25 protein-coding genes and 1 tRNA gene are annotated in these 25683 nt (G+C 72.0%); 7 read left to right on the forward strand and 19 right to left on the reverse strand.

All coding sequences use genetic code 11. The features are described from left to right. The first annotated feature begins 9 nt into the window (after positions 1-9). A complete protein-coding gene (locus tag AB0M76_RS00830) occupies positions 10-594 on the forward strand; it encodes an antibiotic biosynthesis monooxygenase (protein WP_365950863.1) in 585 nt (194 codons plus the stop codon). Positions 595-613: 19 nt separating this feature from the next. On the opposite strand, the gene AB0M76_RS00835 is transcribed toward AB0M76_RS00830, so the two are convergent. The 16 genes from AB0M76_RS00835 to AB0M76_RS00910 form a co-directional block, all read right to left on the reverse strand. Further along, positions 614-2263 carry a long-chain fatty acid--CoA ligase gene (locus AB0M76_RS00835; protein ID WP_365950864.1) on the reverse strand — a complete coding sequence of 550 codons (1650 nt, stop codon included), beginning with the start codon at positions 2261-2263 and terminating at the stop codon, positions 614-616. A 268-nt stretch (positions 2264-2531) separates the two neighbouring features. Next, on the reverse strand, positions 2532-3065 hold the full coding sequence (locus AB0M76_RS00840; protein WP_030292456.1) for a SigE family RNA polymerase sigma factor: 534 nt from the start codon (positions 3063-3065) through the stop codon (positions 2532-2534). Between the two features lie 181 nt (positions 3066-3246). Continuing rightward, entirely contained in the window at positions 3247-4413 is a 1167-nt protein-coding gene (locus AB0M76_RS00845) for a lipid-transfer protein (protein WP_365950865.1), read from the reverse strand. Then, a complete protein-coding gene (locus tag AB0M76_RS00850; RefSeq protein ID WP_365950866.1) occupies positions 4410-4793 on the reverse strand; it encodes a MaoC family dehydratase in 384 nt (127 codons plus the stop codon). Before AB0M76_RS00850 ends, AB0M76_RS00845 begins: the two co-directional genes overlap by 4 nt. Next, entirely contained in the window at positions 4790-5839 is a 1050-nt protein-coding gene (locus AB0M76_RS00855) for an acyl-CoA dehydrogenase family protein (RefSeq protein WP_365950867.1), read from the reverse strand. Before AB0M76_RS00855 ends, AB0M76_RS00850 begins: the two co-directional genes overlap by 4 nt. Beyond that, entirely contained in the window at positions 5839-6807 is a 969-nt protein-coding gene (locus AB0M76_RS00860; RefSeq protein ID WP_365950868.1) for an OB-fold domain-containing protein, read from the reverse strand. Before AB0M76_RS00860 ends, AB0M76_RS00855 begins: the two co-directional genes overlap by 1 nt. After that, entirely contained in the window at positions 6804-7955 is a 1152-nt protein-coding gene (locus AB0M76_RS00865; RefSeq protein ID WP_365950869.1) for an acyl-CoA dehydrogenase family protein, read from the reverse strand. Before AB0M76_RS00865 ends, AB0M76_RS00860 begins: the two co-directional genes overlap by 4 nt. Positions 7956-8150: 195 nt before the next feature. Further along, a complete protein-coding gene (locus tag AB0M76_RS00870; protein ID WP_365950871.1) occupies positions 8151-8462 on the reverse strand; it encodes a hypothetical protein in 312 nt (103 codons plus the stop codon). A gap of 609 nt (positions 8463-9071) precedes the next feature. Continuing rightward, on the reverse strand, positions 9072-9434 hold the full coding sequence (locus AB0M76_RS00875; protein ID WP_365950872.1) for a DUF6344 domain-containing protein: 363 nt from the start codon (positions 9432-9434) through the stop codon (positions 9072-9074). 239 nt (positions 9435-9673) lie between these two features. Next, the gene (locus AB0M76_RS00880) at positions 9674-9916 is read right to left on the reverse strand and encodes an antibiotic biosynthesis monooxygenase (RefSeq protein WP_365950873.1); all 243 of its coding nucleotides are present in this window, start codon (positions 9914-9916) and stop codon (positions 9674-9676) included. A 337-nt stretch (positions 9917-10253) separates the two neighbouring features. Then, positions 10254-10338 (reverse strand) — tRNA-Ser (locus AB0M76_RS00885). 39 nt (positions 10339-10377) lie between these two features. Continuing rightward, on the reverse strand, positions 10378-11349 hold the full coding sequence (locus AB0M76_RS00890; protein WP_365950874.1) for a peptidase: 972 nt from the start codon (positions 11347-11349) through the stop codon (positions 10378-10380). A gap of 180 nt (positions 11350-11529) precedes the next feature. Next, complete coding sequence (locus AB0M76_RS00895; protein ID WP_365950875.1) at positions 11530-12588, reverse strand: putative sulfate exporter family transporter; 1059 nt, start codon at positions 12586-12588, stop codon at positions 11530-11532. Beyond that, a complete protein-coding gene (locus AB0M76_RS00900) occupies positions 12588-13142 on the reverse strand; it encodes a cysteine dioxygenase family protein (protein WP_365950876.1) in 555 nt (184 codons plus the stop codon). The genes AB0M76_RS00895 and AB0M76_RS00900 overlap by 1 nt, the downstream gene beginning before the upstream one ends. 99 nt (positions 13143-13241) lie before the next feature. Further along, complete coding sequence (locus AB0M76_RS00905; protein ID WP_365950877.1) at positions 13242-14147, reverse strand: LysR substrate-binding domain-containing protein; 906 nt, start codon at positions 14145-14147, stop codon at positions 13242-13244. Between the two features lie 118 nt (positions 14148-14265). Continuing rightward, the gene (locus tag AB0M76_RS00910; protein ID WP_365950878.1) at positions 14266-15837 is read right to left on the reverse strand and encodes a trypsin-like peptidase domain-containing protein; all 1572 of its coding nucleotides are present in this window, start codon (positions 15835-15837) and stop codon (positions 14266-14268) included. 236 nt (positions 15838-16073) lie between these two features. Here AB0M76_RS00910 and AB0M76_RS00915 point away from each other — a divergent pair, with 236 nt between their 5' ends. From AB0M76_RS00915 to AB0M76_RS00925, 3 genes are all read left to right on the forward strand, one after another. Further along, positions 16074-16859 carry a glycerophosphodiester phosphodiesterase gene (locus AB0M76_RS00915; RefSeq protein ID WP_365951364.1) on the forward strand — a complete coding sequence of 262 codons (786 nt, stop codon included), beginning with the start codon at positions 16074-16076 and terminating at the stop codon, positions 16857-16859. A gap of 85 nt (positions 16860-16944) precedes the next feature. Further along, positions 16945-17547 carry an ATP-binding protein gene (locus tag AB0M76_RS00920; RefSeq protein ID WP_365950879.1) on the forward strand — a complete coding sequence of 201 codons (603 nt, stop codon included), beginning with the start codon at positions 16945-16947 and terminating at the stop codon, positions 17545-17547. Positions 17548-17784: 237 nt separating this feature from the next. Beyond that, positions 17785-18759 carry a DUF5926 family protein gene (locus AB0M76_RS00925; RefSeq protein ID WP_365950880.1) on the forward strand — a complete coding sequence of 325 codons (975 nt, stop codon included), beginning with the start codon at positions 17785-17787 and terminating at the stop codon, positions 18757-18759. 181 nt (positions 18760-18940) lie between these two features. Here the strand turns inward: AB0M76_RS00925 and AB0M76_RS00930 are convergent, their stop codons facing one another. Together AB0M76_RS00930 and AB0M76_RS00935 are read right to left on the reverse strand one after the other, a co-directional pair. After that, positions 18941-19534 carry a hypothetical protein gene (locus tag AB0M76_RS00930; RefSeq protein ID WP_365950881.1) on the reverse strand — a complete coding sequence of 198 codons (594 nt, stop codon included), beginning with the start codon at positions 19532-19534 and terminating at the stop codon, positions 18941-18943. A 179-nt stretch (positions 19535-19713) separates the two neighbouring features. Continuing rightward, positions 19714-20412, reverse strand: a complete 699-nt coding sequence (locus AB0M76_RS00935; RefSeq protein WP_266665800.1) for a bifunctional DNA primase/polymerase — start codon at positions 20410-20412, stop codon at positions 19714-19716. 407 nt (positions 20413-20819) lie between these two features. Here AB0M76_RS00935 and AB0M76_RS00940 point away from each other — a divergent pair, with 407 nt between their 5' ends. Both AB0M76_RS00940 and AB0M76_RS00945 read left to right on the forward strand, forming a co-directional pair. Beyond that, complete coding sequence (locus AB0M76_RS00940) at positions 20820-22424, forward strand: PP2C family protein-serine/threonine phosphatase (RefSeq protein ID WP_365950882.1); 1605 nt, start codon at positions 20820-20822, stop codon at positions 22422-22424. An 87-nt stretch (positions 22425-22511) separates the two neighbouring features. Then, positions 22512-23978, forward strand: a complete 1467-nt coding sequence (locus AB0M76_RS00945; protein ID WP_365950883.1) for an aminopeptidase P family protein — start codon at positions 22512-22514, stop codon at positions 23976-23978. Between the two features lie 144 nt (positions 23979-24122). Here AB0M76_RS00945 and AB0M76_RS00950 read toward each other — a convergent pair whose 3' ends face one another. Beyond that, entirely contained in the window at positions 24123-24614 is a 492-nt protein-coding gene (locus tag AB0M76_RS00950) for an ATP-binding protein (protein WP_365950884.1), read from the reverse strand. A gap of 219 nt (positions 24615-24833) precedes the next feature. On the opposite strand from AB0M76_RS00950, the gene AB0M76_RS00955 reads away from it, so the two are divergent. Then, a complete protein-coding gene (locus tag AB0M76_RS00955; RefSeq protein WP_365950886.1) occupies positions 24834-25658 on the forward strand; it encodes a hypothetical protein in 825 nt (274 codons plus the stop codon). The last annotated feature ends 25 nt before the right edge of the window (positions 25659-25683 follow it).

Here is a 25683-nt window from a genome sequence, read left to right on the forward strand (position 1 = left end):
CCTGGCCCGATGGCCATCATCGACACGAGCGAGCACACCGTCCCCGCCGACAACGGGGAGGTGAACCTCCTCATCGCCCGGCAGGTGGAGCCGGGCCACGAGGAGACGTTCGAGGCCTGGGCCCACGGCATCCTGGAGACGGCTGCGACCTTCCAGGGGCACCTGGGGTACGGGTTGTTCCGCCCGGCGGCGGACGGCGGGCCGTGGTTCCTGGTCCACCGCTTCCGGGACCAGGCGGCCTTCCAGCGGTGGCAGGACTCCGCCGAGCGGGCCCAGTGGTTCTCCAACTGCCTGGGCCACCACCACACCGAGATAGCCCGGCGTGAACTGCACGGCATGGAGACCTGGTTCGCGAAGCCGGGTAGCTCCCGGCCCGCGCCGCCGCGATGGAAGATGGCGATCAGCTCGGGGCTGGCCATCTTCCCGATCTCGCTCGCCGGCAACGCGGTGCTCGGGCCGTACCTGGTGAACCTGCACTTCGTCCTGCGGACGGCCGCCTTCGCCGTCGTCTTCAGCACACTGATGACCTACCTGGCGATGCCCGCCGTCAGCAGGCTGCTGCGGCCCTGGCTGACGAAGGCCGGCCAGGGCTGAGCAGGTACCGCGCGTCGTTTCAGTCGAGCCTGGTGACGTCCAGCTCGCCGTCCGCGTACAGCTTGCGGATGACCTTCTTGTCGAACTTGCCGACGCTGGTCTTCGGTACGGCCGCCACGATGGCCCAGCGCTCGGGCAGCTGCCACTTGGCGATGGACTGGCTGAGGAAGACGCGCAGCCCCGCGTAGTCCACGCTCGCGCCCTCCTTGAGGACGACGGTGGCCAGCGGGCGCTCGCCCCACTTGTCGTCCGGAACGGCGACGACCGCCGCCTCGGCGACCTCGGGGTGCGCCATCAGCGCGTTCTCGAGCTCGACGCTGGAGATCCACTCGCCGCCGGACTTGATGACGTCCTTGGCGCGGTCGGTCAGCGTGAGGTACCCGTCGGGGCTGATCACGCCGACGTCGCCGGTCTTGAGCCAGCCGTCCGCGCTGAACTTGTCCTCGGGGCGCAGCGGTTTGCCGGAGGCGCCGCCGTAGTAGGCGCCCGCGATCCAGGTGCCGCGCACCTCGAGCTCGCCCGCCGACTCGCCGTCCCAGGGCAGGATGTCGCCCCCGGGGCCCACCAGGCGCGGCTCGACGCCCGCCGGGAAGCGGCCCTGGGTGACCCGGTACGGCCACTCCTCCTCGGCGCTCAGGCCGGCCGGCGGGTGCGCCATGGTGCCGAGCGGGGAGGTCTCGGTCATGCCCCAGGCGTGACAGAGGCGGACGCCGAGCTTGTCGTAGGCCTCCATCAGGGAGGGCGGACAGGCCGCGCCGCCGATGGTGACCTGCTTCATGGAGGTGAGGTCGCGCGGGTTGGCGGTGACCTCGGCGAGCAGGCCCTGCCAGATGGTGGGGACGGCCGCGGCGTGCGAGGGCTTCTCCCGCTCGATCATCTCGGCGAGCGGGGCGGGCTGCAGGAACCGGTCCGGCATCAGCATGTTGATGCCGGTCATGAAGGTGGCGTGGGGCAGGCCCCAGGCGTTCACGTGGAACTGCGGGACGACGACGAGGCTGGTGTCCTTGTCGGTCAGGCCCATCGACTCGGCCATGTTGACCTGCATGGAGTGCAGGTAGATCGAGCGGTGGGAGTAGATGACGCCCTTGGGGTCGCCGGTGGTGCCGGAGGTGTAGCACATGGCGGCGGCCTGGCGCTCGTCCAGCTCCGGCCAGTCGTAGCTGTCGGGGCGGCCCGCGAGGAGCTCCTCGTACTCGTGGACGCGTACGTCCAGCCCGTCGAGAGCGGAGCGGTCACCGATACCGGAGACCACCACGTGCTCGATGGTGGGCAGGTGCGGCAGCAGCGGTGCGAGCAGCGGCAGCAGGGTCCCGTTGACCAGCACGACCCGGTCGGCCGCGTGGTTGACGATGAAGACCAGCTGCTCGGGAGGCAGTCGCAGGTTGAGGGTGTGGAGCACGGCGCCCATGGAGGGGATCGCGAAGTACGCCTCGACGTGCTCCGCGTTGTTCCACATCAGGGTGGCCACCCGGTCGTCCTGCTGGACGCCCAGCTCGTCACGCAGGGCGTTGGCGAGGCGGGTGGCGCGGGTACCGATCTCGGCGAAGCTGCGGCGGTGCGGCTCGGCCTCCCCGGTCCAGGTCGTGACCTGGGATTTACCGTGGATCGTCATCCCGTGCTGGAGTATGCGGGTGACGAGGAGCGGTACGTCCTGCATGGTGCTCAGCAAAGCGTCCTCCCGGTGGGCGCTGCGGCGCTGCGGCGGCTACGGATGCCGTCGATTCTGCGCACGTACCGGTCGGCATGTCACTACCCGGGGGTACAAACGCGGCAAGTAATCGCTGTTCGGGTCCTTGCGTTGGCATCGTGCACAGGCTGGGGGCGGGCTCGCGGTGCATCGCGCACAGGGCCGCGGCGCCGTGGGTGTTTCACGTGAAACACCCCGGGCTGTTTCACCGGGGGCACCGGCGGTAGCCGGGGGAGAAACGTGGGCCGGTTCAGCGGACCGGGGTGAGCTCCGGGTCGTCGCGGAGCTTGACCAGCGCGCGAGAGACGGCGCTCTTGACCGTGCCGATCGAGACCCCGAGCAGCTCGGCGGTCTGTGCCTCGCTCAGGTCCTCGTAGTAGCGCAGGACGACCATCGCGCGCTGCCGGTCGGGCAGCCGGGTCACGGCGCGCCACATCGCGTCGCGCAGCGCCTGCGCCTCGGCGGGGTCGGATGCCGGCGTGTCCTCGGTCTCCGGGAGCTCGTCGCAGGCGAACTCGTCGACCTTGCGCTTGCGCCACTGGGAGGTACGGGTGTTGACCAGGGCCCGCCGAACGTATCCGTCGAGGGCGCGGTGGTCCTCGATGCGGTCCCAGGCGACATACGTCTTGGCGAGGGCCGTCTGCAGCAGGTCCTCGGCATCGCACGGGTTGGCGGTGAGCGAGCGCGCGGTGCGCATCAGGACCGTGCCGCGGGTCCGGACGTACGCCGAGAACGACGGGTACGGCGTCGGGTTCGAGGCGAGCGTGCACACAGGCGTGGTCATGGCTCCACGCTAGAAGCGCGGCCCCCGCCTGGGATCGGCCGCAAGTGCCGAAGCTGGATCCATCTCAGGTTGTAGGGGTGGGGCTCACCCCACCTCCTGAAGGTGGAGGAGGCGGGGTGCACCGCAGGCGGCCCGGGGGCCGGCCCAAGGGCCGTGCAGGGGACGGGCCGGGGACCGGGCCTCAGCCGTCGGCGCCGAGGATCAGTCCGGACGTCGGGACCCCGGTACCGGCCGTGACCAGGGCGCGGGTGGCTCCAGCCACCTGGTTGACGGAGGTGCCGCGTATCTGGCGGACGGCCTCGGCGATGCCGTTCATACCGTGCAGGTACGCCTCCCCGAGCTGTCCGCCGTGGGTGTTGAGCGGCAGCCCGTCCGCGGCCACGAAGTCGGCGGCCTCGCCGGGCTTGCAGAACCCGAACTCCTCCAGCTGCATCAGGACGAAGGGGGTGAAGTGGTCGTAGAGGATACCGACGTCGATGTCCGAGGGCCGCAGTCCGCTGGTCCGCCAGAGCTGCCGGGCGACCACGTCCATCTCCGGCAGCCCGGTGAGGTCGTCGCGGTAGAAGGAGGTCATGCCCTCCTGCCGACGGCCGGCGCCCTGCGCGGCCGCCGTGATCACGGCGGGAGCATGGCGCAGGGCCCGGGCCCGCTCGGTGCTGGTGACGATCACCGCCTGGCCGCCGTCGGTCTCCTGGCAGCAGTCCAGCAGCCGCAGCGGTTCGACGATCCAGCGCGAGGCGGCGTGGTCGGCGAGGGTGATGGGCTTGCCGTGGAAGTACGCGGCGGGGTTGTTCGCGGCGTGCCGGCGGTCGGTGACCGCGACATGGCCGAAGGCCTCGGGGGTCAGGTTGAAGGTGTGCAGGTAGCGCTGGGCGGTCATGGCCACCCAGGAGGCCGGGGTGAGCAGCCCCCAGGGCAGCGACCAGCCGAGCGCCGCACCCTCCGCCGAAGGCTCGCGCTGCTGCACGCCCGAGCCGAAGCGCCGACCGGAGCGCTCGTTGAATGCGCGGTAGCAGACCACGACCTCCGCGACCCCGGTGGCGACCGCGAGGGCGGCCTGCTGGACGGTGGCGCAGGCCGCGCCGCCGCCGTAGTGGATGCGGGAGAAGAAGGAGAGGTCCCCGATGCCGGCGGCCTGGGCCACGGTGATCTCGGGGCTGGTGTCCATCGTGAAGGTGACCATGCCGTCGACGTCGGCGGGGGTCAGCCCGGCGTCGTCGAGGGCGGCGTGCACGGCCTCCACGGCGAGCCGCAGCTCGCTGCGGCCGGAGTCCTTGGAGAACTCGGTCGCGCCGATGCCGGCGATGGCGGCGCGCCCGCCGAGCGTGTCGCGGTGCCGGACGCTCATGCCGCCACCTCCGCGGTGACCGTGCCGGTGACGTGGTGGCCGATGCCGTTGGCGCCGACGACCCGGATCTCCACGCTGTTCCCGTCGACGGCGGCCACGGTGCCGGTCAGGACCATGGTGTCGCCGGGGTAGTTGGGGGCGCCGAGGCGGATGGCCACCTTGCGCAGAACGGCGCCCGGCCCGAGGCGGTCGGTGATGTACCGGCCCACCAGGCCGTTGGTGGTCAGGATGTTCATGAAGATGTCCGGGGAGCCCTTCTCGCGCGCGAGCGAGGCGTCGTGGTGCACGTCCTGGTAGTCGCGGGAGGCGAACGCGCCCGCGACGATCAGCGTGCGGGTCACCGGGATCTCCAGCGGCGCCAGTGTGTCGCCGACGTTCATGCGTGGTCCCCCTCGGGTGCGGCGTGGTCGGACAGGAGCGCGCCCAGTTCGGCCAGCAGCTCGCTGCCGCAGCCCAGGTACGCGTCCAGCTGGCGCCCCCAGAGGAAGTGCCGGTGGACGGGATGGTCCAGGTCGGCGCCCATCCCGCCGTGCAGGTGCTGGCCCGCGTGCACGACCCGCTTGCCCGCCTCCGAGGCCCACCAGGCCGCGGTCAGGGCGTGCTCGCGCGCCGGAAGTCCCTCGTCGATCCGCCAGGCGGCCTCGTACGTGGTGACCCGGATCGCCTCCGTGTCCATGTACGCGTCGGCCGCCCGCAGCATCACCCCCTGGTTCGTGGAGAGCGGCCGGCCGAACTGCTCGCGGGTGGAGGTGTACTCGACCGCGCGGGCCAGGGAGCCTGCGCACACTCCCGCCTGCAGCCCGGCGAAGGCGGTCCGGGCAGTGGCCAGTACCTCCTCGTAGGCCCCGCCGTCCCCCAGCCGTTCCGCCTCGGCCCCGGCCAGGGTGAGCCGCCCCGCCGACCAGGGGGCCGTGGTCTCCACGTCGGCCGTCCCCGCACCGGGCGCGTCCGTCCGTACGAGCCACAGCGCCCGGTCGGCGTCCGGGATCAGCACGTGTGTGGCATCGCGCAGCCAGGGCACGACGGGGGCCGTCCCGGTCAGCCGGCCGTCCGGCGAAGCGGTGATGCGGCCGCGGGCCGGGAAGGCGCCGGTGGCGACCGCTTCGCCCGAGCCCAGGGCGGGCAGCAGCCGGGCGCGCTGCTCGGCGCTGCCGTGCGCGGCGACGGGCACGATCCCGTACACGCAGGTGGCGGCGTACGGGACCTGCGCGGTGTTGCGGCCCTGCTCCTCCAGCAGCAGCACCAGGCCGAGCAAGCCGACGTCCTCCACTGCGGCGGTCAGCCCGGCGGCGGTGAGCGCCTTCCACAGTTCGGCGTCGCTGCCGGTGCCGGCGGCGGCGAGGCGTTCGTGGGTGGCGAGGTCGCGGAAGATCCGGGCGGCGAGTCCGGCCGCCGCTTCCTGCTCCTCGGTGGGGTGGAAGTCCATCAGCCCTCGCTCCCTCGGAAGACCGGCAGTTCCAGGTCCTCGTCGACCCGCAGGAACTCCAGTTGCACGGGCAGCCCGATGCGCACCTTGTCGTACGGGACGCCGGTGATGTTGCTGACCATCCGGACGCCCTCGGCCAGTTCCACGAGGGCGACCGCGTACGGACCCGCCGCGGCAGCGTCATGTTCATGCGCAGTGAAGGCCGGGAAGGGCGGGTGGTGCATGACGACGTAGCTGAACACCGTGCCGGCGCCGGAGGCCTCGACGGTGTCCCAGTCCAGGCTCGCGCAGGCGTTGCAGCCGGGCAGCCAGGGGAAGCGGAGGGTCTGGCAGGAGGTGCAGCGCTGGATCAGCAGCTTGTGGTCCGCGATGCCGTCCCAGAACCCCTGGTTGTCGCGGTTGACCACCGGGCGGGGGCGCCGGGCCGCGGGCTTCGTCTCGCGCCGGGCGGCGGGCGTGTACTTGAGGATCCGGAAGCGGTGGGTCCCGGCGAGTTCGCCGTCCGCGCGGACGTCCATGCGGGTGGTCACGAAGTGGCCGGTGCCCAGCTTGGTCGTCTTGCGCGGGGACACGGACTCGATGACGGCGTCGTAGGTGATCGTGTCGCCGGGGCGCAGCGGACGCAGGTACACCTGCTCGCAGTCGGTGGCCACCACGGAGGTGCAGCCCGCGTCGTCGAGCAGCCCGAGGAGCTCGTCGTAGGCGGAGGAGCGGTCGCCGTGGCCGGAGAGCCCGCCCATCGTCCATGCCTGGAGCATGGTGGCCGGGGCGATGGCGTCCGGGCCGGTGTAGGCGGGGTCGGCGTCGCCCATCGCCTCGCACCAGTGGCGGATCATGGGCAGGTTGACCGGGTCCTTGCCCTGGCCCGCGGTGGCTGCGGGCCGCCCCTCGAAGGCCTTGAGCAGCGTATGGAACCGGGCGGCCTCCTCGGCGCCCGCGCCCGCTGCCTGGTCCGCCGTGGCGGTCATCGCTTCCTCCCTTTCATGCCGAGCCGCATCATGGCGACGATCTCCCGCTGGACCTCGCTGACCCCGCCGCCGAAGGTGTTGATCTGGGCGGCCCGGTTCATCCGTTCCAGCTCGCCGCCTGCGAAGGCCGCAGGCCCCCGTACGAGGGCCTCCTCGCCCACCACCTCCTGGCACATCCGGTACACCTCGACGGTGGACTCGGTGCCGAGGAACTTCACGCCGCTTGCGTCGCCGGGGGCCAGTGCTCCGCTGCCGACGTCCTGGACGAGGCGCCAGTTGAGGAGGCGTACGGCGGCCAGCCGGGCATGTGCCTCGGCGAGCCGGGACTGCACCCAGGGCAGGTCGGCGGGGCGTTCGCCGGTGACCGGATCGGGGGTGCGGGCGTGGCGGAGCGCGCCCGTATAGAAGTCCTCCGCCTGCATGCCGATGGCGGCGAGGGCCACGCGCTCGTGGTTGAGCTGGTTGGTGATCAGCCCCCAGCCGCCGTGCTCGGGGCCGACGAGGTTGCCGGCGGGCACGCGGAGGGAGTCGTAGTACGTCGACGTGGTCGTGAGGCCGCCGACCGTGTCGATGGGGGTCCACGCGAAGCCCGGGGCGTCGGTGGGCACCAGGATGATCGAGATGCCCTTGTGCTTGGGGGCGCCGGGATCGGTGCGGCAGGCGAGCCAGATCCAGTCCGCGTTCTGGGCGTTGGAGGTGAAGATCTTCTGCCCGTCGACGACCCAGTCGGCTCCGTCGCGTACGGCGCGGGTACGCAGCGAGGCGAGGTCCGTGCCGGCCTCGGGCTCCGAGTAGCCGATGGCGAAGACGGTCTCACCGCGGAGGATCCGGGGCAGGAAGTAGTCATTCTGCTCGGGGGTCCCGTACTTCATCAGGGTCGGGCCGACGGTGTTGAGGGTGACCATGGAGACGGGGGCGCCGGCCCGGTAGGCCTCGTCGAAGAACACGAACTGCTCGTCGGGGCCGCGCCCTTGGCCGCCGTACTCGACGGGCCAGCCGAGGCCGAGCAGTCCGTCGGCGCCGATGCGGCGCAGCAGTTCACGCTGGGCGGCGGGGTCCTCGGGAGGCCCGTCCGGCAGCAGATCGTGGAAGTACTCCCGCAGTTCGGCGCGCAGCCGCAACTGGCCTTCGGTCGGGGCGAGGTGCACGGCGCTGGCCTCCCGGCATCACATCATCGAGTGAACCTGACTGTCCGTCAGATTCCCTGTCGATGTCAAGGTCGGGAGAGCCCGCAACGAGCTCGGCCGCACCGCCGCCCGGACGCGCGAGGGCGCCTGCCCCACCGGACCCCAGCCGGTCCGGTGGCACAGGCGCCCTCAGCAGTCAGAGGACTCGGGGAGCACCTACCACCAGGGATGGAAGTTGACCGCGACATTGGAGTTGTCCTGGTGGATCGCCGTGAAGGCCGAGCCGTTGACCTGCGCGGTGTTGTTCTGGTTGGACGCACCGGAGCCGGTGGCGACCTGCTGGGAGGTGGACGAGTTGCCGTGGTTGTCACCACCGACACCGCTGCCGATGATGCTGGCGACGCTCGCATTCGATCCGTCGTTCGCGAAGGAGCCGTTGTCGGCCGATGCCACACCGCCGAAGAGGGCGACGGCGAGGGGGAGAGCGGCGACAGCGGCGAAGACGCGGGCGGTACGGATGCTTGCCATGTCTGAATCCTCCAGAAAACCGAAGTGGGAGTTGCTCCAAGGCAGTTGGCCGACCGCCTCGGTCGTTCTGTGTGGTGACGACGTCGCGAGACCAGAGTTGCCCACCGAATCCCCGGCGAACCACCCCGGAGTCCACGATTCCCCCGCAAGTATGAGCAACATCGGATAAACCCCATTCGCGCCCCAACGCCCCAGGTCAGCGCCTCGGAGGGGGGTTGAAACCGCCGTCACGCATGAGCTGAAACGTTCCCTCAAACTCATGTGCGCCGGACATGCCGAAAAGGGCCGCGCCGTCCGGGAACCCCACCGTCTCCCGGGCCTGCGGCCCTGCAATGCCAAGCTTCACGCCCCCTGCGCGCCCCCGGCGCCCGCCGGGGCCATCCCACCGTGCCCCACTCCGGGGGCACATCTCCGGCGCGATCCGCGGTCGCGACCTGCCGACCGGGCTCCAGCGCCTGCTGGTGTTGGTGTTGCTGCCGTTGCTGCTGTCGACTCCGTGCTGCTCACTGCGCACTGCCTGCGCGTATGACGTATTTGCGTATCACTGGTCAGGTACGGGTACTGCCTGCTGAGTGCGTGCGAGGTGCGCGGTGCGTCTCCGTGCGGGCGCTACGCGACCAGCCCGAGCTCTTCGCGACCGGCTCCGGAGGTCCCCCCGGCCAGCGAGGCGGCGGTGCTCGAGCGGCGGACCGACGGAGCCTTGCCGTGCGCCTCGGCGCGGATGCGCTGCTTGATGGTCGGCGGGAGCGATCCGCCCCGCATCATCGCCCGCCAGGTCCGGCGCCCCATCGGCCGGGCCGGCCGGCGCACGGCGGCGGCCGCACGGCGGGAGGGAGCAGGGGCGGGGGCGGCGGATCCGCCGGAGGCGGCGGCCGGGGCGGCCTTGGCGCCGAACCCGAGCGAGGCGAGGAGCGCCACGAGAGCGGCGACCACTGCGGTCCAGATCGACGTGACGGTGATGCGGTGAGCCATGACGGGGTCCTTCGTTTCGCGATGTTCCGACGGGCGGATCTGCATACATTCGTCATGATGTGTTCGCAACCGCAGCGCCCCCACAACGCGCGCCGATCTTCCGACAAACACCACTCGAAGGGCGCAACGCCAATGGCCGGCCGACGCTGACGCCGCCAGGACCTGGGAGGGCCCCCGGTCTGCTCGAGGCGCTCGACGCAGTCCCGGGGACCTTCAGGTGAACGCGTCAGGCGGCCGCGTCAGGCGAGCTTCGCGGCCAGGATGTCGACCGGGAGGATCTCGGGGGCCTCGGCCAGCAGCTTGGGGGCGTTCTCCATGAGGGCCGCGGCGATCCTCCCCTGGAGATGGGCGGTGCGGTCCTCGTCGCTGCCGAAGGCGTCGAAGACGCCGAACGTGGTCGGGCCGAGCCGCAGGGCAAACCAGACCGTGGTGCCGGTTTCTTCCCGGGCCAGGGCGAGGGCGCCGGTGAGCAGGCCCTCCACGTCGGTGGCATGCTCCGGCTTGGCCTCGATCCGGGCGAGCAGGCCGACGCGGGTGGTACCGGGCCACGGCCTCGGTGGGGAGGTCGGTGGTGCGCAGCAGGTGGGCGGCCTGCTCGAGCCGGATGGTCTGCGAACCGCACTGGTGACACCCCCAGTACCCGGTCCACGGCCCGCTGCAGCGTCGGCTACGAGAACGCCTCGACCCTCACCACCCTGCTGCGACAGCGCCTCGGCACCACCCCGGGCCGCCTCCGCACCCCGGACGCACCCCGCCCATGACGAAGGGGCGCCCCCCTGACGGGGGACGCCCCTTCTGGTCGGCGACGCCGACCTGGTGCGGTGGGTGTGGGATTTGAACCCACGGTGACTCGCGCCACGACGGTTTTCAAGACCGTTCCCTTAGGCCGCTCGGGCAACCCACCTGGCCGGTACAGAGTACCGGCAGGTGGGGGCCTGCCGGGTCAGGAATTCTGGGCCTTGTCGTAGGCCGCCTTCGCTTCGTTGCCGAAGTACGGGCCGAACATGCGGTTGGGCAGGAAGGTGTAGCCGAAGCTGTTCACCGAGACCTGGGTGCCCAGGCCCGTGGACTCGTTGAAGTCCTGGAACCAGGGGCCGCCGCTGGAGCCGCCGGTCATGTTGCAGCCCAGGCCGTGGTCCTTGGTCAGCAGGAAGTCCTTGCCGGAGTTCCCGCTGCAGTAGACCAGCTTGGTGCCGTCGTAGGGCGCGGCCGCCGGGAAGCCGAAGGAGTACATCTTCTTGTTGTAGCCGCCGTTGAACAGGATCCCCTGGGCACCGACGACCTGGCTCAGCTTCTGGCCGTTCAGCGGGGCGACGACGGCGAGGCCGACGTCCATGTTCATGTCCTCGCTGGCGGCCCACTGGTCGGTGGCGAAGGTCTTGGTGGCCGGCCACTGGCCGTAGGGCGCGGTCCCGTTGTCGTACGCGGGGACGAAGATCCAGTTGGTGTGCCAGGTGCCCTGGTACTTAACGCAGTGGCCGGCGGTGATGACCGTGCTGCCGTTGGCGCTGGTGATGGAGTCGCCGGAGCAGGACGCGGTCCGGTCTCCGAAGGTGAAGAAGACGCGGCCCGAGGTCTTGACCACCGCGCCGCCACCCGTCCACGCGCCGCCCGCCTGAGGGAACGCCGCCGGGGAGGCCGCCGCGGAGGGCGCCACGGAGCTCGCCGCCGTCGGGGCGACCGCCGTGGGCCGGTCCGAGGCAGCGACCCACGCACGCCCGGCGCCGGGCGCTGCCGTGACGTCCAGCGGGGTGGCGCCGCGCATCCGCTCGGCGGTCCAGAAGCCCTGGCTGTGCTGCTGCTTGAACGAGGCCGGGGCGTCGGCGGCGGCCGAGGGGGTGGCCGCCGTCAGCGCGCCCGCGATCAGGGCGCCCGCCGCCATGAGGACCGATAAGGCCGTGCGATGACGATTCACGCAGGACTCCTTCTGCCGTGCCCGGTCCCGTCGGAGCGGGCAGGGTGGGGGTGAAGAGCTGTCGGTGCGGATCGGCCGCAGAGTCGCACGCGCGGCACGAGAAGTCAGGAGACGGTCGGAACGTTCGGTCGGTTCCGGCCAGGAATTGGCCAACTCCCGTCGATGGAGAACGTCCTGCGGTCACATCGTCAGCAGCACTCCCGCGTACGAGACGCCGGCCACCACGATCCAGGCTCCGAGCCCCAGTACCGCGGCCCGTCCGCCGGTCCTGGCCAGCCGGGGGAGGTCCACCGCGCTGCCGAGCCCGAACAGGGCGGCGGCCAGCAGCAGTTCCTGCGCGGTGTGCGCCCACTCCAGTGCCGTGTCGGGCAGCACCCCGGTGGCGCGCAGCGCGGCCGCGGCCAGGAACCCGGCCACGAACAGCGGCACCGGCGCCGGGCGGCGGCCCGAGGGCGTACGCACACCCTGTCGGCGTGCCCGTACGGAAAAGGCCACGGCGGCCACCAGCGGGGCCAGCAGCGCCACCCGCATCAGCTTGACCAGGACGGCCTCGCCGAGCGCACCCGGGCCCGACGTCTGGGCGGTGGCGACCACCTGGCCGACGTCGTGGACGCTCGCGCCGACCCAGCGCCCGAAGGCCGGGTCCGAGAGCCCCAACGGGCTCTGGAGAAGGGGGAGGACCGCGATGGCCAGCGTCCCGCACAGGGTCACCAGCGCCACCGAGGCGGCGACGTCCTCCTCGTCGCTGCCGGACACCTGGCTCACCGCGCCGATCGCCGAGGCCCCGCAGATCGAGTACCCGGTGGCGATCAGCAGCGGCTGGTCGCCGGGGAGCCCGAGCTTGCGACCCAGCCAGAGCGTGCCGAGGAAGGTGGCGGCGACCACCCCGGCCACCATCGCCACCGTGGCCCAGCCCAGCCGAAGCACCTGGTCCAGGCCCAGGCCGAGGCCCAGCAGGACGATGCCGATCCGCATCAGCCGCCGCCCGGCCAGCGAAAGCCCTGGCCGGGCTGCTCCGCGTACGACCTCGCGTATGCCCGGGAGATGGGCCACCGCGATGCCGAGCACCACCGCCGCGGTCAGCATGGGCACGTCGGGCACCAGCCGGTGCACACACCACGCCACCAGTACGCCCACGGCCGCCAGCCCCAGCCCCGGCCAGGACGAGGATGTTTCACGTGAAACACGCCCTGCGCGCTCCGTCTCCGCCCCGCGTACCGGGCGGTTCAGCAGGGCCATCAGTCGGTGGGGAGCGTATAGACGCGGCGGACGCTGCTGCCCAGGCGGATGACGTCGGCTCCGTAGACGTGAAGGGATATCGCCGTGGTGCCACAGGAGTTGCGGACCTTGTGGATATCGCCGGGCGGAGCGAATCCGCAGACGTCGCCTGGGCCGTTGACCACGTGCTCGGTCGCCACCAGCCGGGCGCAGGACTCTCCTGCGGCGGGAGCCAGCCGGTAGCGGAGCTCGCTCTCCTCACCCTCGTGCACCCCGGCCACGCACCAGGAGACGTGGTCGTGGATGGCGGTCTCCTGTCCGGGCAGCCACACCAGGGCGACCACCGAGAAACTGCCGTCCGGCTCCGCGTGCAGGACGTGCTGCCGGTACCGGTCGGGGTGCCCCTCACGCTGCTCGGGGGTGAGCAGGTCGGCCGTGCCCAGATGCGGGGCGACGCGCTCGCCGACGAGGTAGGCGGTCAGGTCCGGGGCCAGCCCCCGGTCCACGACCGTACGGATCTCACTGACGAGGGCGGCCATCCTCGCGGTCGTACGGGCCGGCGTAGTGGTGGTCATACGGGCAGCGTCGAGCAGCTATCCCATCACGTCCAACGACAGTTCTCACCTGAAATCCCAAGCAGCGCTTATGGGTTAGGGGGAGAAGCCGCGGGCCGGTCAACAGCCGACGCGGTTGGAGGCCGCCTGCTTCAGCGCGTTGAGGACCACGGCCGTCGCCGGGATCCGCAGATGGTCGCGGTAGACGTGCGCGGCGATGTGCCGGCGCGCGGCGGGCTGCAGCGGCCGCCCGCACACCTTGCTCAGGGAGAGGGAAGGCAGCACCAGCGCGGGCATCATCGCCACGCCGAGCCCCTGCCCGACCATGCTCTGCACCACCAGGTTGTCGTCCGTGGCGAACCGGATGTCGGGCACGAAGCCCAGCTCGGCGCACTCGTGCAGCAGGTTCGCCCGGCAGCGCGGACAGCCGGCGATCCACCGCTCCTCCGCGAGGTCGGCCAGGTGCACGGCCCGCCGCCGGGCCAGTGCGTGCCCGGTCGGGAGCAGCACCGTCAGCTGGTCCTCCATGAGTCTGACCTCGGCGACCTCCTCCGGAATCTCCTCGTGGAGCCCGGGATAGGTGAAGGCGAGGGTGATGTCGCACTCCCCGCGCTCCAGCCGGCGCAGCGACTCGGGGGGCTCCCCTTCCAGCAGCTCGACCTGGATGCCCGGATGCTCCTTGGCCAGGCCGCTCAGGGCCTCCGGGACCAGGGTGACGTTGGCGCTGGGGAAGCCGCACAGCCGTACCCGCCCGGTGCGCAGGCGTGCGTACGCCTTGAGCTGGGCCTCTGCGGCGGAGAGACTGCCGAGGATGGACTCGGCGTGCCGGGCCATGGACTCCCCGGCCTCGGTGAGCTGCATCTTGCGGCCGACCCGGGTGAACAGCGGGGTGCCGACGGCGCGTTCCAGCGCCTTCATCTGCTGGGTGACAGCAGGCTGGGTGTAGCCGAGGACGCGAGCGGCCGCCGAGTAGGACCCGTTGGTGACCACTTCGTGGAAAGTACGTATGTGCCGCGAATCGAACACGTGGGAAGCATAAGCGGACATTGGGAGGGGCCGCAGGCGTATTCGCGCCCACGGCCCCTCGCCATCAGGCCAGCGGTCCCGGCCGTTTCCCGCCGCGGGGACCGGCCGTGGACCGTCGTTACTTGTCGCCGACCCGCGAGCCGAGCGTGATGTCGACGGTGTTCGGCTTGCCGTCGCGCAGGTAGGTCAGCTTCACGACGTCGCCGGGCTTGTGCGTCCAGATCTCACTGATGAGGGTCGGGCCACTGTCGATCGGCTTGTCGCCGAACTGGGTGATGACGTCGCCGGGCTTGAGGCCCGCCTTGCCGGCCGGACCGTTGGGGTCGACCAGCTCGTTGGCGGGGGCGCCCTGCTCGGAGATCTTGGCTCCGTCGGTCTTGGCCTGGAGGTCCACGGAGACGGAGATGATCGGGTAGACCGGCTTACCCGTCTTGATCAGCGACTCGGCGACGTTCTTCGCCTGGTTGATCGGGATGGCGAAGCCGAGGCCGATCGAACCGGCCTGGCCGCCGCCGAAGCCGCCGTTGCCGGCCGACTGGATGGCGGAGTTGATGCCGATGACCGCGCCGCGCCCGTCGAGCAGCGGGCCGCCGGAGTTGCCGGGGTTGATCGAGGCGTCCGTCTGGAGTGCGCTCATGTACGAGCTCTTGCTGCCGGAGCCGTCGCCAGAGGCCACCGGTCGGTTCTTGGCGCTGACGATGCCGGTGGTGACCGTGTTCGACAGGCCGAAGGGGGCGCCGATCGCGATGGTCGAGTCGCCGACCGCGACCTTGTCGGAGTCGCCGAGCGGCAGCGGCTTGAGCCCGGTCGGCGGGTTCTTCAGCTTGAGCACGGCCACGTCGTAGCCCTGGGCCCGGCCGACGACCTCGGCGTCGTACTTCTTGCCGTCGGAGAAGGTCGCGGAGAGCTTGCCGCCGTTCGCAGCGGAGGCCACCACGTGGTTGTTGGTGAGGATGTGGCCCTGTTGGTCGTAGACGAAGCCGGTGCCGGTGCCGCCCTCGCCGTCGCCGGCCGAGGCCTCGATGGTGACGACGCTGGGCAGCGCGCCCGCGGCCAGACCCGCGATGGAACCGGCCTCCCGCTTGAGGTCCTTGGGGGTGTTGCCCGCGGCGATCGTGGTCGAGCCGTAGCCGTTGTCGTTGCGCTCGGCGGCCCAGTAGCCGATGCCGCCGCCGACGCCGCCCGCGAGGAGGGCAGCCACGAGCACGGCGGCGACCAGGCCGCCCTTGCCCTTCGGCTTGGCTGGCGGCATGCCGCCAGCGGTCGGGGGCACGCCCCAGGCACCGCCGCCGTGGCCGCCGGAGCCGTACGCCGGGACGCTGGGCGGCGGGGGCGGCCAGCCCTCGGCGCCGTGCGCGGCCGGGGCATGCGGCGCGGGGGCCTGGGCGTAGGCCGGTGCCGGGGCAGGGGTGGGCGGGAGCTGCTGGGTCGGCTCCGCGCCCGGCGCGGGCGTCGGCGGGAGCTGCTGGGTGACCGGCTCCGTGGCGGGCCCGGCCGGCGCGGGGGCATGCGTAGCGGCGGCCTGCTCGGCCGTCGGGGCAGGTGCCGTCGGGGCAGGTGCCGGGGCGCCCGCGGGGGCCTCCGCAGCCGGTGCGGGCGCAGACGTCTCGGGGACGGGAGCGGCCACCGGGGGTGCCGACGGGGCCGCGGGGGGCTTCGGGGCCGCGGTGCCCTCGTTCTCGGTGCTCACAGCGCTCTTCTCCTCGTCACGCACGGCTTCAGACAAACTGGTGGTTCGGCTCGACTGAACGTTCGACGCGCCGCACAAGTTCCTGGGAAAAGCCTTCCCTATGACCCGTCAGAGCACTGTAAGCCGGACCTGTGTATCTCCCCCATCCTTTATCTCCGGCATTTCGGTCGCATCCGGAGGGCGGATCCCGACACCGGGCGCCTTCCCGGTGGCACCATGACTCGGTGACCCACGCAATGCCGCCCATCCAGGTCGTCGCCCACCGCGGCGCCTCGGAGGATGCCCCCGAGCACACCCTGGCCGCCTACCGCAAGGCCATCGAGGACGGCGCCGACGCGCTCGAATGCGATGTCCGGCTCACCGCCGACGGCCACCTGGTCCTGGTCCACGACCGCCGGGTCAACCGCACTTCCAACGGCCGCGGCGCCGTCTCCGCCCTCGAGCTGGCCGACCTCGCCGCCCTCGACTTCGGCTCCTGGAAGGACCGCGAGGAGTCCCCCGACTGGGACGCCGACCCCGAGCGCACCTCCGTGCTCACCCTGGAGCGGCTGCTGGAGCTGGTCTCCGACGCCGGCCGGCCAGTGCAGCTCGCCATCGAGACGAAGCACCCGACCCGCTGGGCCGGACAGGTGGAGGAGCGCCTCCTCTTCCTCCTCAAGCGGTTCGGGCTGGACGCACCGCCCGCCGAGGGCCCGCACCCGGTCCGCGTCATGAGCTTCTCCGCGCGCTCCCTGCACCGGGTGCGGGCGGCCGCGCCGACGATCCCGACCGTGTACCTGATGCAGTTCATCTCGCCCAGGATGCGCGACGGGCGGCTGCCGGCCGGGGTGCAGATCGCCGGTCCGGGGATGCGCATCGTGCGCAGCCATCCCGGGTTCATCCGCAAACTCCAAAGCGCGGGCCACTCCGTACACGTATGGACCGTAAACGAACCGGAAGACGTTCAGCTCTGCGCTGATCTCGGTGTAGAAGCGATCATTACGAACAGGCCGCGACAAGTTCTGTCACAGCTCGGGCGCTGACGCCCCCTTTTGCCCACCCGTCCCGCACGTCGCGCCCGTGACAGGGTGTGCCCCGGCGCATCCGCTCCGCAATCGCTGGTCATGAATGCGTCAGAGGGCTCCGCTTGACCGGTTTCCGGTCCAGGCCATTGGGGCATCCAGACCATGGCGTGGGGCTAAGGAGGTTCCGGGGGTGGCGTTGGTGGTGGCACAGGAAGTGCCCACGTCGTCGTGCGTGGACGTATGCCATGGTCCTGCGGGCGTGGGCGAGGCGAGACGCCGCATGCGTGAGCAATTGCGCATGAGCGGGGTGTCCGAATCGGTCGTTGACGACGCCGTACTGATCCTTTCCGAACTGCTCAGCAACGCCTGCCGGCACGGCAGACCGCTGGGCACCGGGGAGATCGGGGACGGGGAGATACGCGCCGCATGGCGCATCGACAAGGCGGGGCGACTGACGGTCGAGGTCACGGACGGGGGCGGTCCCACCCGCCCGGTTCCGGCCACGCCCTCGGTCACCGCGCGCGGCGGCCGGGGGCTGAACATCATCAGCGCCCTCGCCCAGGACTGGGGTGTCCGGGACGGAGCGGCAGGCGAGGTCACCGTATGGGTGACCGTTGCATGTGGGCCCCGGCACGACGATTTCGCTACGCGCGTTGCGCCCCCGGCGATCGACTTCAGCACGGCCTTCGACGATCTGAATCCGTGACCGGATCCCGACCCGGACCCGACCCGGACCCGACCCGGATCCCGGCGCGGATCCCCGACTCGGACCCGACCCGGATCCCCGAGAGCAGCACCCGCACCACCGGCCATCCGAACGAGCGGCCGCCGGGAGCGCACGCCGACCGTGCTCCCGGCCGCATCCTCCCGGTTGCAGCGGTACGAACGGCTAGGCTCGCGCCCAGACACAACGCCGTACCGCCGCAACCGGGAGACACCCACGATGGCCAAGAAGCGCCCCGCAGCCAAGACTGCAAAGCCACAGCTCAAGAACGGGGAGATCCCGGTGGTGGGCGCACGCGAGCCCTGCCCCTGCGGATCCGGGCGCCGCTATAAGGCCTGCCACGGGGCAGCCGCCGCGCACGCCGTCACCGAGCACGTGGCACGCCCCTTCGAGGGCCTGCCCGGCGAGTGCGACTGGGTCGCGCTGCGCGAGCTCGTGCCCGCGGCGACCATCCCGCTCACGCTCAAGGGCGGCCTGCCCGAGGGCGTCCCCTCCGTCACGCTGGTGACCGTACTGCCCATGGCCTGGCCGGCGCTGCGCCGCGAGGACGGGTCCGTCCTGCTCGGCCTGCAGAACGACTCGACCACCGGGGACCTCTCCCGGGACATGGCCGACACGCTGGAGCGCGCGCTCGTCGCGGAACCGGGCACCCCGATTCCGGCCCGCCGTGTTCCCGCCGAGGGTCCGCGACTTCAGGATCTCTTGGACACGGACGGCGTTTTCGAGCCGGTTGTGCACAGCGGCTTCGAATTCTGGATTCCGGATGCGGAGAGCGCCCAGAGCGCCTCCCCGGAGATCGCCGCCTCCCTCGAGCGCGCCAACGCCGCCGCCATCCCGACGGTCAAGCTGGCCGGCGTGGACGCGTCCTACTGGTGCGAGACCCCGGACAAGAACCACCTGCGCTGGGTCATGCCGCACCCCGAGGAGAAGCTGCTCGACGCCCTCGCGCGGCTGCACGCCGCGGGCACCTCCTCGCTCGGCGAAGGCACCCGACTGGTCGGTTCCTTCCGGGCGCACGGCCTGATGGTCCCCGTCTGGGACCTGCCCACCGGAGTGACCGCCGACGACGTGGAGAAGCCTGCGGCGGAGTTCGCGGAGCGGCTGGCCACGGCCCTGGCCGCGGACGCCCCGCTGACCGCGGAGGAGCGCCGGGCGCGCGGCGGACTCACCAACCGCCAGGTCACCCTCAGCTGACCACCGAGCCCCTGCAGGACCGGTGACTGGGGTCACAACTCCCGCTAATCGCCTGCAAATCGGTGTCTGAATATCAGAGATCGAATTTGCGAACAGGCGATCTCTTGTTACCGTTCTTGTAGCCCGGTCGCTGGTGCATCCCCCGTCGCCAGCGACCGGGCCCTTCCATTTCCGCCGTCGCTCAACCGTCGGCCGGTGCCGGTGAGTTGCTCCCGGACCGCAGCAGCAGCCGTCCTTCATCATCCGGAACTGCAAACTCCGCAACGGCCGAGTAGGCGTCCGGCGCCCCCGCCGAGTCCTCCCTCGGCGTCTCGCACAGTCCCGGCTCGTCGCCCGCCCCGACCGCGCACCGGATCTGCACCGTGCGCCCCGCGGGCCCCATCACCGTCAGGACGGCGTCCAGTGCGCGCCCGCTGGTATTGCGGTAGTAGCTCCGGCCCCAGGTCCGCCCCTCGCCCACCAGGATGCAGGTCTGCGCCTCCACTCCCTGCGGGGAGGAGAGTTCGGGGCCGCACCGGGAATCCGTACGGGGCTGCGCGGACGGACCCGGCTGCTGCGGCTCGGCCTGCGGAGGCCCGGCCTGCTGCGCGGGCGGGGCGCCGGGCGCCGGCGTACGGGATCCGCTCGCCGGATCGACCAGCCCGAGCGAGGAGAGCAACCCGCCGCCTTTTCCGTCGTCCTGACCGGCGAAATCCGGTCCCGCGATCGCTCCTGCCAGCGGGAGCGACAAGATGATCAGCACACCCGCGCTGATACCGATCAAGCGGAGATTCATTCGGCGAACATAGCGATGCTGGAACGGGGCGCGGAGATCCCCGCGCCCAATTCCCTTGGAAACTCGTCGCGCTGACACCCGTACGAGTGATCGGCGGACGCCCGGCACATCGGTACGGCCCGCTCGCGCGCGGGCCGTACGTCTACCGTGCGCGGGCCGTACGCGCCCACCGTGCGCGATCAGTATGCGAGCCGGCTGCCGCCGCCGGAGGCCCCGCTGCTCGCCTCGACCAGTGCGTCCACGACGGCCTCGATCTCCGGCAGCCACAGGCCCCCGGCATCCGCGGGCTCGCGCTCCCACCGCACCTGCCCGCCGCCGGACGCGGGGGAGGGCGGGAGCAACAGGTAGCCGCCCTCGCCGTGGAAGCGCAGCGCGGAGGGCACGTGGTCCTTGGCGTACAGGAGTTCGCCGAGCCGCTCCAGCGAGTACGGCGCGACCAGGAGCGACCACCGGGTGGGGGTGGCCACGATCGGGCCCAGCCGCATGCCCTGCGCGTCCAGCCGTACGACGGCCCGCGCGGCCGCGGCGGCCGGCAGGCTCACGGCACACGGCGCGGGCCCGCCGGTGGCCAGCAGCACGGGAGCGGTGGGCCGGTTGGTCCACCACCAGGCCACCATCCGGGGGTCGGTGGTGGCCGCCAGCAGGCCGGGGTCGAAGGGGTGGGCGCCGGGGACGACGCAGTCGGGGTCGGGGCAGGCGCACCGGGTGCTGTCGGCGCCGGAGCGGCCGACGCCGGGCAGCACCGGCCACTGCCAGGCGGTGGCGCAGGTGAGCGCCGCATCGAGGAGGGCCTGGTCACCGCTCTGCCCGGGGGCGGGGCGCAGGGATTTCAGGCGATTGCGGAGCCGCTGGAGACGCCTTCCGAGGATCTCGCGCATGAGCGCTCGTTCCTTTCCGTTGAACGCCGAGGGCCACATCACACCATGTAACCGATGTCTCACCACACGTACACGTTTCGCGTCACTGTCCGCCAGAGGCAGGTTCACACGGTTCGTGCAGTTTTCTTACGGGTCCATAAAACGTCCGGCGGGGGCGGAACGCGACCCGCGCCGGTGCCGAGACCGGCTGCCGCCGCTAAGGACGACCGCCCGCGCCGGGCGGTTCCCGGCGACCACCGGGCTACGCCAACTCTCCCCGGGCACCACCGACTAGGTACCCGGAGCCACTCCGGTGCCCGACCAGTCGATCGCAAAAACCGTCTGCTTCCAGCTTTTTCCGGCCAAGTTCTAGCCTTGGCTGGACAGTGAGTTGCAGCCCCACGGACACCAGGATTCCCACCTGGGCAATGCTGGACATCGATCCTCGTGTGCGTGTAGATGTGGATTCATTGATGGCGGCGCAGCACGATCTGGGGGTTTGCGATGCTATATGGCGAATCGCACCAGGTGGAAAGGCGGACGCCATGAGCGCCCCGCATCTGCCGAAAGTGGCTGGAATCGATCCAGCAGTTACCGTGGTCTCGCACACTGCGGCGCCCACGCCCGCCCGAACAGCCCCCGCACCGGCCCCGGCACCGGTTCCCGGACCGAGCACTCTGATCCAGGACCGCCTGGCGGGGATGGTCTCCGATCTGACCACCCTCCACGAGCTCACCGAACGCCTCGCCCGCGCCCGTGACCTCGACTCCTCCCTCCAGGAGTTCCTGCGCGCCGGGGCCGCACTCGTCGGCGCCCGCCGCGGCCTGATCGTCCTGGAGCCCTCCGACGGGCTCGGTCCGACGACCACGATCGGCCTCGGCCTCGGCCGCGCGGACCTCGGGCACATCGAGACCGTCCCGCGCACCGCGACCTCGTACGGCCGGATCCTCGACGGGCTCCCCGACGCCCACGGCGGCTCCGAGGTGCTTCCCGAACCCGACGCAGCCCCCGGCTCGGGCGGGTACGGCACCCCGGTCGACCCCCGCCACCGCGAGGTCGCCGCCCGGCTCGGCTACGCCGCGAGCTACGCCGTGCCGCTCACCGCCGAGGCCACCGGCCGGCTCGGCGCGGCCGTCTGGCTCTACGACGAGCAGGCCGAGCCGAGCGACCGCCAGCGCGATCTCGCCGGGCTCTACGTCCGGCACGCCGCCGAACACCTGGCCCGGATGCTCGAGGTGGAACGGTCCCGCAGCCGGCTGGCCACGGTCGCCGAGGAGCTGCTGCCCAGCCGGCTCCCCCGGATCCCCGGCGTGCAGCTCGCCGCCCGCCACCACACAGGGCCGCGCGGCGGCGGCGACTGGTACGACGCGCTGCCGCTGCCGGAGGGCGCCCTGGGGCTGGCCGTCGGCTCCGTCACCGGAGCGGGGCCCAGCGCGGTCGCCGCGATGGGGCGGCTGCGGGCGTCGCTGCGCGCATACGCCGTCATGGAGGGGGAGGACCCCGTCGCGGTGCTGTCCGATCTGGAGCTGCTGCTGCGCCTGACCGAGCCCGCGCGCTGCGCGACTGCGCTGTTCGCGTACTGCGAGCCGGCCCAGCGGAAGATCATCCTGGCCGGGGCGGGGCACGCCCCGCCGCTGCTCGTCGGCGAGCGCCGCACGGAGTACGTGGAGACCTCGCTCTCCGCGCCGCTCGGGATGCTGTCGTGCTGGGAAGCGCCGAGCGTGGAGATCGAACCTGTGCCCGGAGAAACGGTGCTGCTGTACACCGACGGGTTGCTGCGGCGGACCGGCGACCCGATGGACCGGGCCTACGCGCGGCTGCACGCCGCGGCCGCGGGAGTGCCCCGGGGCATCCGGGACGACCCGGCGGCCGTCTGCGACCACATCCTGCGGACGGTGCTGCCCGAGGACGACCCGGCGCTCGCGCCCGCCGGATCCGCGGCTGCCGCGGCCGCTACCGGGACCACCGCCGCCATGGCCGCCACGGAGGACGGGGTGGAGGACATCGTCCTGCTCGCTGCCCGTTTTGACTGATTTATCACACCCGCCGCCGGGCGTCTTCCCCTCGCACATACGATGGATGCGGTCCATACCCGGTCCTGTCGTAGCTGAGGAGAAGACGTGGCTGACGAGCTCACCCCGGAGACCCCGGAAGAAGAGCAGCCCCAGAAGAAGCACAAGCAGCGCAAGAACGGGCTGTACCCGGGCGTCAGCGACGAACTCGCGGAGAACATGCGCACGGGCTGGGCCGACACCGAGCTGCACGGGCTGGGGCCGATCGCCCAGGCCGCGCACACCGCCGCCCGCCGCGCCGCGCTGTCCGCGCGCTTCCCCGGCGAGCGCCTGGTCGTGTCCGCCGGTCGCCTCAAGACCCGCTCGAACGACACCGAGTACCCCTTCCGCGCCTCGACCGAGTACGCGTACCTGACCGGCGACCAGACCGAGAACGGCGTCCTGGTCCTCGAGCCCGCGGGCGAGACCGGCCACACCGCCACCGTCTACCTGCTGCCCCGCTCGGACCGCGAGAACGGCGAGTTCTGGCTCTCCGGCCAGGGCGAGCTGTGGGTCGGCCGCCGCCACTCCCTGGCCGAGGCCGAGCAGCTGCTGGGCATCCCCGCGAAGGACGTCCGCAAGCTCGCCGACGAGCTGGCCGAGGCCGAGGGCCCGGTCCGGAACGTCCGCGGCCACGACTCCCTCATCGAGACCGCTCTGACCGACAAGGTCACCAAGGAGCGCGACGAGGAGCTGCGCGTCTACCTCTCCGAGGCCCGCGCCGTGAAGGACGACTTCGAGATCGGCGAGCTGCAGAAGGCCGTCGACTCCACCGTCCGCGGCTTCGAGGACGTCGTGAAGGTCCTGGACAAGGCCGAGGCCACGTCCGAGCGCTACATCGAGGGCACGTTCTTCCTGCGCGCCCGCGTCGAGGGCAACGACGTCGGCTACGGCTCCATCTGCGCCGCCGGCCCGCACGCCTGCACCCTGCACTGGGTCCGCAACGACGGCGACGTCCGCTCCGGCGACCTGCTGCTGCTCGACGCCGGCGTGGAGACCCACTCCCTCTACACCGCCGACGTCACCCGCACGCTGCCGATCAACGGCACGTACACCGACATCCAGCGCAAGATCTACGACGCGGTGTACGCGTCCCAGGAAGCCGGCATCGCGGCCGTCAAGCCGGGTGCGAAGTTCCGCGACTTCCACGACGCCTCGCAGCACGTCCTCGCCGAGAAGCTCGTCGAGTGGGGCCTGCTGGAGGGCCCGGTCGAGCGCGTCCTGGAGCTCGGCCTGCAGCGCCGCTGGACCCTGCACGGCACCGGCCACATGCTCGGCATGGACGTCCACGACTGCGCCGCCGCGCGCACCGAGGCGTACGTCGACGGCACGCTGGAGCCGGGCATGTGCCTCACCGTCGAGCCCGGTCTGTACTTCCAGGCCGACGACCTGACCGTGCCCGAGGAGTACCGCGGGATCGGCGTCCGGATCGAGGACGACATCCTGGTCACCGAGGACGGCAACCGGAACCTGTCGGCCGGGCTGCCCCGCACCTCGGCCGATGTCGAGACCTGGATGGCGCGCCTCAAGAGCTGACTCCGGCAGGCCGCGACGGCCGGCCTGCGACGGCCGGCCTGCGAAGGCTGACGTCAGACGGCTGAACTCGGACGGCTGACCTCCGATGGGCGGGATCTCGTACGCGAGTCCCGTCCATCGGCGTATCCGGGAGGACTTGCGCGGCTACGACGCCTTCAGCAGCGCTCCCTCACGCCATTTCAGGATCTTGTCGAAGCTGACCACCGCGCCCCGGCCGGGCCGGTTGCGGAACCTGACGTGGTCGGCGAGCTCCGCGATCAGCCAAAGGCCCCGGCCGTGCTCGCTCTCCGACGGCTCGGAGGGGCCGGCCGGCGGGGGTCTGCGCCCCGCGACCGTCGCCGCCGGGAATCCCGGGCCCGAATCGGTCACTTCGATGCGGCAGCAGTCCCCGTCCAGGTACGCCGTGACGCGGTACGCCGCGCACGCCTCCGGGTCCGGTTCCGCGCCGACACCGGCTTCGGCCGCCGGGCCGCCGTGCTCCACCGCGTTCGCGCACGCCTCGCTCAGTGCCACCGACAGATCGAAGGAGATGTCCGGGTCCACCCCCGCGGTCTCCATCGTCCCCAGCAGCAACCGCCTGGCGAGCGGCACGCTCGCGGCTTCGCGCCTCAAGTGGAGAGACCACCAGATGCTCATACGGGTACCTATTGCCGCCCGCGGGGGTGCGTAAGCGCCCGGCGGCCGCCACAGCCCTCATTCGGCCGATGCGGCACTCCCGGGCAGCGGTGTATGCGGCGGCTCACGGGCCTCCGCCCCGGCGGGGACACCCGAGGTGAAGCCCTCGTACAGGGGCACTCACGACCTTCCGGACCTGCCGTATGGACGGCGTGAGCTCAGTGCGATGATGGCCCGGCCATGACTGTCCCCCACGCGACGCCCGCCGGAGCCGGCCTCCGGCTGATCCGGGCCGCGGTGTTCACCGCGGTCTGCGTCGTGCTGTCCGCGGCCGGGCACGCACTGGCGTCCTGCGCCACCGTGCCCTGGTGGGCCCTCGTCATCGCCTTCCTCGCCGTGTTCGCGGTCGCCGCCCCGCTCGCGGGACGCCGGCGCTCGCTGCCCGGCATCGCCGCCGGACTCGCCTTCGGGCAGCTCGGACTGCACGCCGTGTTCGGCCTCGCCCAGCACGGCGACGCCGCGCCCCAGGCACCCGCCGGCACGGACACCTCGCTCGCGGCGCTCGCCGCCCGGCTGGTCTGCGGGGGCAACTCCGTCCCGCTCAGCCCGGCCGACGCCCGGCAGATCCTGGAGACCGCCGGACTGGATCCGGCCGCCATGACGGCCCAGGCCGCAGGGCAGGCCGCGGCGCAGGCACATGCCGGCCACGCGCACATGGTGCAGGCCTACGCGGCCCCCGCCACCGGGCTGTTCAGCACCGGCATGCTCCTCGGCCACCTGCTGGCCGCGCTGGCCGCGGGCTGGCTGCTGGGGCGCGGCGACGCCGCCCTGTTCCGGCTCGTCGAGCTGTCCCGCGCCTCCGCCGAAGCCGATCCGGTACGCCCGCTGCGCGCCGCACTGGCCTTCGTACGCACACTCGGCGCCGGGCTCCCGGGCGCGCCTGCCGGTACCCGGCAGGCCACCCGGAGCGCCGCCGAACCCGCCGCCCACACCGGCCGGGAGGCACTCCAGCACACGGTGATCAGGCGCGGGCCGCCCTGCACGGCGCTCGCCCTCGCAGCCTGACGCGGCACCCCCTCCCCGGAGCACC

This window comes from Streptomyces sp. NPDC051364 (assembly GCF_040682115.1).
Taxonomy (GTDB): domain Bacteria; phylum Actinomycetota; class Actinomycetes; order Streptomycetales; family Streptomycetaceae; genus Streptomyces.